A 10,000-nucleotide genomic window follows, 5' to 3' on the forward strand; every position below is an offset into this window, starting at 1 on the left:
ATGGAGAATATATTGGATCTTTGGAATCAAGTTTTAGCTCAAATTGAGAAAAAGCTGAGCAAACCGAGCTTCGAAACTTGGATGAAGTCGACGAAAGCCCATTCGCTGCAAGGAGATACCTTAACCATCACCGCTCCCAATGAATTTGCCAGAGACTGGCTGGAGTCCAGGTACTTACACCTCATTGCAGATACCATATATGAATTAACCGGGGAAGAATTGAGCGTCAAATTTGTCATTCCTCAAAATCAGGATGAAGAAAACTTTATGCCGAAACCTCAAGTGAAAAAAGCGGCAAAAGAGGAACCGTCTGATTTTCCCCAAAGCATGCTCAACCCGAAATATACATTTGACACATTTGTCATCGGATCGGGAAACCGATTCGCCCATGCAGCATCACTGGCTGTGGCGGAAGCACCCGCTAAAGCGTACAACCCTTTATTTATTTACGGGGGAGTCGGCTTAGGAAAAACCCACTTAATGCACGCAATCGGCCATTATGTCATTGATCATAATCCTTCAGCCAAAGTGGTGTACCTGTCTTCTGAAAAATTCACAAATGAATTCATCAACTCAATCCGCGACAATAAAGCCGTTGATTTTCGCAACCGCTACCGGAATGTTGATGTACTTTTGATAGATGATATTCAATTTTTAGCCGGAAAAGAACAAACACAGGAAGAATTTTTCCATACATTCAACACGCTTCACGAAGAAAGCAAACAAATCGTGATTTCAAGCGACAGACCGCCAAAAGAGATTCCGACCCTTGAAGACCGGCTGCGTTCGCGGTTCGAATGGGGACTGATTACGGACATCACCCCGCCGGATCTGGAAACGCGGATTGCCATCCTGAGAAAGAAAGCCAAGGCGGAAGGCCTTGATATTCCGAATGAAGTCATGCTTTATATCGCGAATCAGATTGACAGCAACATCCGCGAACTGGAAGGGGCACTAATCCGGGTTGTTGCCTATTCATCTTTAATCAATAAAGACATTAATGCGGATCTGGCTGCTGAAGCATTGAAAGATATTATTCCGTCTTCAAAGCCGAAGGTCATTACGATAAAAGAGATTCAGCGGATTGTCGGACAGCAGTTCAACATTAAGCTTGAAGATTTCAAAGCGAAAAAGCGTACAAAGTCCGTCGCGTTTCCAAGACAGATTGCGATGTATCTTTCCAGAGAAATGACGGATTCTTCTTTGCCTAAAATCGGGGAAGAATTTGGCGGGAGAGACCATACAACCGTCATTCACGCTCATGAAAAGATTTCAAAACTGCTGATTGATGACGAGCAGCTTCAGCAGCAGGTGAAAGAAATAAAAGAACAGCTCAAATAATAGAGCCCTCGGATGAATCGGGGAAAGTGTGAATAACTTTTCTATAGCCATGCACAGTCTGTCCACATGTGGATAGGCTGTGTTTCCTGTCTTTTTCACAACTTATCCACAAATCCACAGGCCCTACTATTACTACTGCTATTTTTTTAAAATATATTAATTATATTATCCGTTAGGAGGATAAACATGAAATTTACGATTCAAAAAGATCGTTTAGTCGAAAGTGTACAAGACGTTCTAAAAGCTGTTTCATCCAGAACAACAATTCCCATTCTTACCGGTATTAAGATCGTAGCCTCAGATGAAGGAGTATCATTTACAGGAAGCGACTCTGATATTTCAATCGAGTCATTCATTCCAAAAGAAGAAGATGATAAGGAAATCGTGACGATCGATCAGCCGGGAAGTATCGTGCTGCAAGCCCGTTTCTTCAGTGAAATCGTTAAAAAACTTCCGATGGCGACTGTTGAAATCGAAGTTCAAAATCAATATTTAACGATTATCCGCTCCGGAAAAGCCGAATTTAATTTAAACGGCCTTGATGCAGATGAATATCCTCATCTTCCGCAAATCGAAGAGCATCATGCCATTCAGATTCCGACGGACCTTTTGAAGAACCTAATCCGTCAAACCGTGTTCGCTGTGTCCGCCTCAGAAACACGCCCTATCTTGACAGGTGTAAACTGGAAAGTGGAAAACGGTGAATTATTATGCACTGCCACGGATAGCCATCGACTCGCTTTAAGAAAGGCGAAGCTTGATATTCCGGAAGACAGCTCTTATAACGTCGTCATCCCTGGAAAAAGCTTAACCGAGCTGAGCAAAATTCTTGATGACAACCAAGAACTGGTGGATATCGTCATTACAGAAACCCAAGTTCTGTTTAAAGCGAAAAACGTATTGTTCTTCTCAAGGCTGCTTGACGGAAATTATCCGGACACGACCAGCTTAATTCCGCAGGAAAGCAAAACAGAAATCGTCGTGAACACGAAGGAATTTTTACAGGCGATAGACCGTGCTTCTTTATTGGCGAGAGAAGGCCGCAATAATGTTGTAAAGCTTTCTGCCAAACCGGCGGACTCGCTTGAGATTTCATCAAACTCTCCGGAAATCGGGAAAGTAGTCGAAGCTATACTGGCTGACCAGATTGACGGCGAGGAATTAAATATTTCATTCAGTCCAAAATATATGATGGACGCACTGAAAGTACTTGAAGGAGCGGACATCCGTATCAGCTTTACGGGAGCGATGAGACCGTTTCTTATCCGTACGCCGAATGATGAAACCATCGTTCAGCTCATCCTTCCGGTCAGAACGTATTAAACAAACAGAATGTGCTGCCGGCTTATGATCGGCAGCTTTTCTGTTCATCAGCCGCTCCCTCATGTTTTCCCTTTCCTTATTTCAGGATTTTTTAGTACAATTAGATATTAGTGATATTTGAAAGAGGTCGATATTATGGCAAATCCGATTTCGATTGATACAGAAATGATTACGCTTGGCCAGTTTTTAAAATTAGCCGACGTGATTCAGTCCGGCGGTATGGCGAAATGGTTTCTAAGCGAGCATGAGGTGACTGTCAACAATGAACCTGACAATCGCCGCGGCAGAAAACTTTATGTTGGTGACGTGGTCGCGATTGAAGGATTTGGTTCATTTCAAGTCGTCAATTAAAGCGGGTGACAGCGGTTGTATATCCAAAATTTAGAATTAACATCCTACCGTAATTATGAGCGCGCTGAGCTTCAATTCGAAAACAAGGTGAATGTGATCATCGGGGAAAATGCCCAAGGCAAAACCAATCTGATGGAAGCCATCTATGTTCTTTCGATGGCAAAATCGCACCGCACCTCAAATGATAAAGAACTTATACGGTGGGACGAAGACTATGCTAAAATAGAAGGAAGAGTGATGAAGCGCAACGGGGACATCCCGATGCAGCTGGTCATCTCCAAAAAAGGTAAAAAGGGCAAAGTCAATCATATAGAGCAGCAAAAACTCAGTCAGTATGTCGGAGCGCTGAACACCATTATGTTTGCCCCCGAGGACTTAAATCTCGTTAAAGGCAGCCCTCAGGTGAGGAGGAGATTTCTTGATATGGAGATCGGGCAGGTATCTGCCGTTTATCTGTATGATTTATCTCTTTATCAAAAAATCCTTTCCCAGCGGAATCATTTTCTGAAACAGCTGCAAAGCCGGAAACAGACTGACCGGACCATGCTTGACGTTCTCACTGATCAGCTGATTGAAGCAGCCGCGAAAGTTGTCGCCAAACGTCTGCAGTTTACGGAACAGCTTGAAAAATGGGCGCAGCCGATCCATTCCGGCATTTCCCGGGGACTTGAGGAACTGACGCTTAAGTATCACACGGCGCTTAATGTATCAGATCCCAAAGATTTGTCGAAAATAGGTAACAGCTACCAGGAGTCTTTTTCGAAATTAAAAGAAAAAGAAATAGAACGAGGCGTCACATTATTCGGGCCGCATCGGGATGATGTCCTTTTTTATGTGAACGGACGCGATGTGCAGACTTACGGTTCGCAGGGACAGCAGCGTACGACGGCTTTGTCTTTGAAGCTGGCCGAAATAGATTTAATTCATGAAGAAATCGGAGAATATCCCATTTTACTTTTGGATGATGTACTAAGCGAGCTGGATGATTACCGCCAGTCCCATTTGCTTCATACAATCCAAGGCCGTGTGCAGACATTTGTCACCACGACAAGCGTGGATGGCATTGACCACGAAACCTTACATCAAGCAGGAATGTTCCGTGTGGAAAACGGTGCGTTAGTGAAGTGAAGAAATGAGGTGAGCGATTGTATATTCATTTAGGTGACGACTTTGTCGTTTCAACACGCGATATCGTCGGCATTTTTGACTGCAAGGTCAATGTATCGCCGATCGTTGAAGAATTTCTGGACAGACAGAAAGAAAAAGTAGTGCCGTCCGTAAACGGCACACCAAAGTCTATCGTAGTCACGACTGAGAATATATATTACTCTCCCTTATCTTCCGGCACACTGAAGAAACGTGCGCAATTTATGTTAGAAATAGATTCTTAGCGGATCTTTACAATGAATATATCGTTTAAGAAAAGTGTAGGTGAATGTGCATGGCTATGGAACAGCAGCAAAATAGTTATGATGAGAATCAGATACAGGTATTAGAAGGTTTGGAAGCTGTTCGAAAGAGACCGGGGATGTACATCGGATCAACTAACAGCAAAGGCCTTCACCATTTGGTATGGGAAATCGTCGACAACAGTATTGACGAAGCCCTGGCCGGTTATTGTACAGATATTAACATCGAGATTGAAAAAGATAACAGCATTACCGTTAAAGACAACGGGCGCGGAATTCCGGTCGGTATCCAAGAGAAAATGGGCCGTCCTGCGGTTGAAGTCATCATGACCGTTCTTCACGCAGGCGGAAAATTTGACGGAAGCGGATATAAAGTATCCGGCGGTCTTCACGGTGTTGGGGCGTCTGTCGTAAACGCCTTATCGACCACTCTTGACGTTACGGTTCATCGTGACGGGAAAATCCATTATCAGGCGTATGAACGCGGTGTACCGGTGGCCGATCTTGAAGTGATCGGTGACACTGATAAGACCGGAACGATTACGCACTTCGTTCCCGATCCGGAAATTTTCAAAGAAACAACCGTATACGACTATGATCTGCTTTCAAACCGTGTCCGAGAATTGGCCTTCCTGACAAAGGGCGTCAACATCACGATTGAAGACAAACGTGAAGGACAAGAACGGAAAAACGAGTACCACTACGAAGGCGGAATCAAAAGCTACGTTGAGTACTTAAACCGTTCCAAAGAAGTCATTCATGAAGAGCCGATTTATATCGAAGGCGAGAAAGACGGCATAACGGTTGAAGTTGCATTGCAATACAACGACAGCTATACAAGCAACATTTATTCTTTCACGAATAACATCAACACATACGAAGGCGGCACGCACGAAGCCGGATTTAAAACCGGTTTGACCCGTGTCATAAACGACTATGCAAGAAGAAAAGGGATTTTCAAAGAAAATGATCCGAATCTGAGCGGTGATGATGTGAGAGAAGGGCTGACTGCCATCATTTCAATTAAGCACCCTGATCCGCAATTCGAAGGGCAGACGAAAACGAAGCTCGGCAACTCTGAAGCGAGAACGATTACTGATACGCTGTTTTCTTCCGCACTGGAAACATTCCTTCTTGAAAATCCGGACTCAGCCCGTAAAATCGTTGAAAAGGGCTTAATGGCCGCAAGAGCGCGGATGGCGGCGAAAAAAGCGCGGGAATTGACCCGGCGTAAAAGCGCACTTGAGATTTCCAATTTGCCGGGTAAACTGGCGGACTGTTCTTCTAAAGATCCGAGCATTTCCGAGCTGTATATCGTAGAGGGTGACTCTGCGGGCGGATCAGCGAAACAGGGACGGGACCGTCATTTCCAAGCCATTCTGCCGCTGCGGGGTAAGATTCTGAACGTTGAGAAAGCAAGACTTGATAAGATTCTCTCAAACAATGAGGTCAGATCAATGATTACGGCTCTCGGGACAGGAATCGGAGAAGACTTTAATCTTGAAAAAGCGCGTTATCATAAAGTGGTTATCATGACGGATGCCGATGTTGACGGCGCCCACATCAGAACGCTTTTATTAACGTTCTTCTACAGATACATGCGGGAGATTATTGAAAACGGCTATGTCTACATTGCTCAGCCGCCGCTTTACAAAGTGCAGCAGGGAAAACGGGTGGAATACGCTTATAACGATAAGCAGCTTGATGAGCTTTTAAAAGAGCTTCCGCAATCACCCAAGCCCGGCCTCCAGCGTTATAAAGGTCTCGGGGAAATGAACGCGACTCAGCTATGGGAAACGACAATGGACCCGGCGACCAGAACGCTTCTGCAGGTCAATCTTGAAGATGCGATGGACGCTGACGAGACTTTTGAAATGCTGATGGGTGACAAAGTAGAACCGCGCAGAAACTTCATAGAAGCAAACGCCAGATACGTGAAAAACCTTGATATTTAACCATGAAAGCCTTATTTTCGTTAAGAAATAAGGCTTTTTTCTCAAAGCTGCTTCAAACAGTCTCTGAAAACCCGCAAAACCCGTATATTCTACTAAATTAATGTGTATAAACACAAGTTTATTGATATAATGGAGAATAGTGAAATCGTATTGAAGATCATAATGGACAATCTACTCCCACATTATTTCATGTGATACTTCAGGGAGGTTTTTTTAATGAGTGAACAAAACACACCACAAGTACGTGAAGTCAATATCAGTCAGGAAATGCGGACATCCTTCCTGGACTACGCAATGAGCGTTATCGTATCCCGGGCGCTTCCGGATGTGCGTGACGGTCTGAAGCCGGTTCACAGACGGATTTTATACGCAATGAATGATTTAGGCATGACCAGTGACAAGCCATATAAAAAATCTGCCCGTATCGTCGGTGAAGTTATCGGTAAGTACCACCCGCACGGTGATTCAGCGGTTTACGAATCAATGGTCAGAATGGCGCAGGATTTTAACTACCGCTACATGCTTGTTGACGGACACGGCAACTTCGGTTCGGTAGACGGCGACTCAGCGGCTGCGATGCGTTATACAGAAGCGAGAATGTCAAAAATCGCAATGGAAATTCTGCGTGACATTACGAAAGACACGATTGACTATCAAGACAACTATGACGGTTCAGAAAGAGAACCAGCCGTCATGCCTTCAAGATTTCCGAATCTGCTCGTGAACGGGGCTGCCGGTATTGCGGTCGGAATGGCGACAAACATTCCTCCGCATCAGCTTGGGGAAGTCATTGACGGCGTGCTTGCCGTAAGTGAAAATCCAGAGATTACAATCCAAGAGCTGATGGAATACATCCCGGGACCGGATTTTCCGACGGCCGGCCAGATTTTAGGCCGGAGCGGCATCCGTAAGGCATATGAATCCGGACGGGGATCCATTACGATCCGGGCTAAGGCTGAAATCGAACAGACATCATCAGGAAAAGAAAGAATTATTGTCACGGAACTTCCTTATCAGGTGAACAAGGCGAGATTAATTGAAAAAATCGCAGATCTTGTCCGGGACAAAAAAATCGAAGGAATTACCGATCTGCGTGACGAATCCGACCGTAACGGAATGAGAGTCGTCATTGAGCTCCGCCGTGACGCCAATGCTCACGTCATTTTGAATAACCTGTACAAACAAACGGCTCTGCAGACGTCTTTCGGAATCAACCTGCTGGCGCTCGTTGACGGACAGCCGAAGGTACTGAGCCTGAAACAATGTCTGGAGCATTATCTTGATCACCAGAAGGTTGTCATCCGACGCAGAACGGCTTACGAACTTCGTAAAGCTGAAGCGAGAGCTCACATCCTGGAAGGGTTAAGAATTGCTCTTGATCATTTAGACGCGGTGATTTCTCTCATCCGTAATTCTCAGACGGCTGAAATTGCCAGAACGGGTTTAATCGAACAATTCTCACTGACTGAAAAACAAGCGCAAGCCATTCTGGATATGCGTCTTCAGCGATTAACCGGTCTGGAGCGCGAAAAGATTGAAGAAGAATATCAATCACTTGTTGCGCTTATCGCCGAGCTGAAAGATATTTTAGCCAATGAAGAAAGAGTGCTCGAAATCATCCGTGAAGAACTCAATGAAATCAAAGAGCGGTTCAATGATGAGAGACGCACTGAAATCGTGACGTCCGGTCTTGAAACAATTGAAGATGAAGATCTCATCGAGAGAGAAAACATCGTCATCACGCTGACCCATAACGGCTATGTTAAACGCCTCCCAGCGTCCACATACCGCAGTCAAAAACGAGGCGGAAAAGGCGTACAGGGAATGGGTACGAATGAAGATGACTTCGTGGAACACTTAATTTCTACATCAACGCACGATACGATTCTGTTCTTCTCTAATAAAGGGAAGGTATACCGTTCTAAAGGGTATGAAATCCCTGAATACGGCCGTACGGCAAAAGGTATTCCGATTATTAACCTTCTAGAGGTTGAAAAAGGCGAATGGATTAATGCCATTATTCCGGTCAGCACATTTGATGAGGAGCTTTACCTCTTCTTTACGACAAAACAAGGGGTATCGAAACGTACGGCACTGTCCCAGTTTGCGAATATACGGAATAACGGGCTGATCGCTCTGGGTCTTCGGGAAGACGATGAACTGATGGCCGTCCGCTTGACTGACGGCAAGAAACAAATCATCATCGGAACGAAGAACGGTTTGCTGATCCGTTTCCCGGAAGAAGATGTAAGACAAATGGGACGCACAGCTGCAGGTGTTAAAGGCATCACGCTGACAGACGATGATGTCGTTGTAGGCATGGAGATTCTCGAAGAAGACTCCCATGTCCTCATAGTGACAGAAAACGGCTACGGCAAACGTACACCGGCTTCAGAATACAGAGTCCAAAGCCGGGGCGGAAAAGGTCTTAAAACATGTAAAATTACTGACAGTAACGGTCCGCTAGTAACAGTTAAAGCCACAAGAGGCGAAGAAGACTTAATGATCATTACGGCAAGCGGCGTGTTAATCAGAATGGATATTAATGATATCTCCACTACGGGACGCGTAACACAAGGCGTCCGTCTGATCCGCATGTCTGATCAAGAGCACGTGGCCACTGTTGCGCTCGTGGAAAAGAATGAAGAAGAGCCGGAAGAAACCGAAGAAGTATAAACGAAAAAGCGCAGCTGTAACAGGCTGCGCTTTTACTATATAAAGAAATAAAAAAGCTTTGACACATAGCGATGATGCTGATATAATTCTTTTTGTTGTCTTTTTAATAGAAAGGCAAGCCTAGCGAAAATATTTTTTTGAAAAAGTATTGACCTAGCAAACTGAAAATGTTATGATTAATAGGTCGCTTCGAGAGGAGCAACAAAGTTCTTTGAAAACTAAACAAGACAAAACGTACCTGTTAATTCAAAGTTTTAAATAAATCGCACAGCGATGTGCGTAGTCAGTCAAACTACTTTATCGGAGAGTTTGATCCTGGCTCAGGACGAACGCTGGCGGCGTGCCTAATACATGCAAGTCGAGCGGACAGATGGGAGCTTGCTCTCTGATGTTAGCGGCGGACGGGTGAGTAACACGTGGGTAACCTGCCTGTAAGACTGGGATAACTCCGGGAAACCGGGGCTAATACCGGATGCTTGTTTGAACCGCATGGTTCAGACATAAAAGGTGGCTTCGGCTACCACTTACAGATGGACCCGCGGCGCATTAGCTAGTTGGTGAGGTAACGGCTCACCAAGGCGACGATGCGTAGCCGACCTGAGAGGGTGATCGGCCACACTGGGACTGAGACACGGCCCAGACTCCTACGGGAGGCAGCAGTAGGGAATCTTCCGCAATGGACGAAAGTCTGACGGAGCAACGCCGCGTGAGTGATGAAGGTTTTCGGATCGTAAAGCTCTGTTGTTAGGGAAGAACAAGTGCCGTTCAAATAGGGCGGCACCTTGACGGTACCTAACCAGAAAGCCACGGCTAACTACGTGCCAGCAGCCGCGGTAATACGTAGGTGGCAAGCGTTGTCCGGAATTATTGGGCGTAAAGGGCTCGCAGGCGGTTTCTTAAGTCTGATGTGAAAGCCCCCGGCTCAACCGGGGAGGGTCATTGGAA

The 10,000-nt window shown here is 45.4% G+C and carries 7 protein-coding genes and 1 rRNA gene (1 of these 8 cut by a window edge); all 8 read left to right on the plus strand.

The features are described 5' to 3' along the window. Window positions 1-1,341, plus strand: coding sequence for a chromosomal replication initiator protein DnaA (gene dnaA / locus ACW5MY_RS00005; RefSeq protein WP_289394063.1), 1,341 nt, complete (start codon window positions 1-3; stop codon window positions 1,339-1,341). A 186-nt stretch (window positions 1,342-1,527) separates the two neighbouring features. Continuing rightward, window positions 1,528-2,664: a DNA polymerase III subunit beta gene (gene dnaN, locus ACW5MY_RS00010; RefSeq protein WP_289394064.1), complete on the plus strand. Its 1,137-nt coding sequence runs from the start codon at window positions 1,528-1,530 to the stop codon at window positions 2,662-2,664. Between the two features lie 135 nt (window positions 2,665-2,799). Beyond that, window positions 2,800-3,015, plus strand: a complete 216-nt coding sequence (gene rlbA, locus ACW5MY_RS00015) for a ribosome maturation protein RlbA (protein WP_004392910.1) — start codon at window positions 2,800-2,802, stop codon at window positions 3,013-3,015. 15 nt (window positions 3,016-3,030) lie between these two features. Beyond that, window positions 3,031-4,143: a DNA replication/repair protein RecF gene (gene recF / locus ACW5MY_RS00020; RefSeq protein WP_289394065.1), complete on the plus strand. Its 1,113-nt coding sequence runs from the start codon at window positions 3,031-3,033 to the stop codon at window positions 4,141-4,143. A gap of 17 nt (window positions 4,144-4,160) precedes the next feature. Continuing rightward, complete coding sequence (remB, locus tag ACW5MY_RS00025; protein ID WP_004392908.1) at window positions 4,161-4,406, plus strand: extracellular matrix regulator RemB; 246 nt, start codon at window positions 4,161-4,163, stop codon at window positions 4,404-4,406. 56 nt (window positions 4,407-4,462) lie between these two features. Further along, the gene (gyrB, locus tag ACW5MY_RS00030; RefSeq protein WP_014469589.1) at window positions 4,463-6,379 is read left to right on the plus strand and encodes a DNA topoisomerase (ATP-hydrolyzing) subunit B; all 1,917 of its coding nucleotides are present in this window, start codon (window positions 4,463-4,465) and stop codon (window positions 6,377-6,379) included. 216 nt (window positions 6,380-6,595) lie between these two features. Further along, complete coding sequence (gyrA, locus tag ACW5MY_RS00035) at window positions 6,596-9,055, plus strand: DNA gyrase subunit A (protein ID WP_013350726.1); 2,460 nt, start codon at window positions 6,596-6,598, stop codon at window positions 9,053-9,055. A 297-nt stretch (window positions 9,056-9,352) separates the two neighbouring features. Continuing rightward, window positions 9,353-10,000: ribosomal RNA gene (locus ACW5MY_RS00040) — 16S ribosomal RNA — on the plus strand (it continues 902 nt past the right edge of the window).

The sequence above is a fragment of the Bacillus sp. Bwzl_19 genome (assembly GCF_054900515.1).

Coding starts and splice junctions, on each gene's coding strand:
- gyrB (WP_014469589.1), top strand. CDS start 4,463: ATGGAACAGCAGCAAAATAGTTATGATGAGAATCAGATACAGGTATTA.
- dnaN (WP_289394064.1), top strand. CDS start 1,528: ATGAAATTTACGATTCAAAAAGATCGTTTAGTCGAAAGTGTACAAGAC.
- dnaA (WP_289394063.1), top strand. CDS start 1: ATGGAGAATATATTGGATCTTTGGAATCAAGTTTTAGCTCAAATTGAG.
- rlbA (WP_004392910.1), top strand. CDS start 2,800: ATGGCAAATCCGATTTCGATTGATACAGAAATGATTACGCTTGGCCAG.
- gyrA (WP_013350726.1), top strand. CDS start 6,596: ATGAGTGAACAAAACACACCACAAGTACGTGAAGTCAATATCAGTCAG.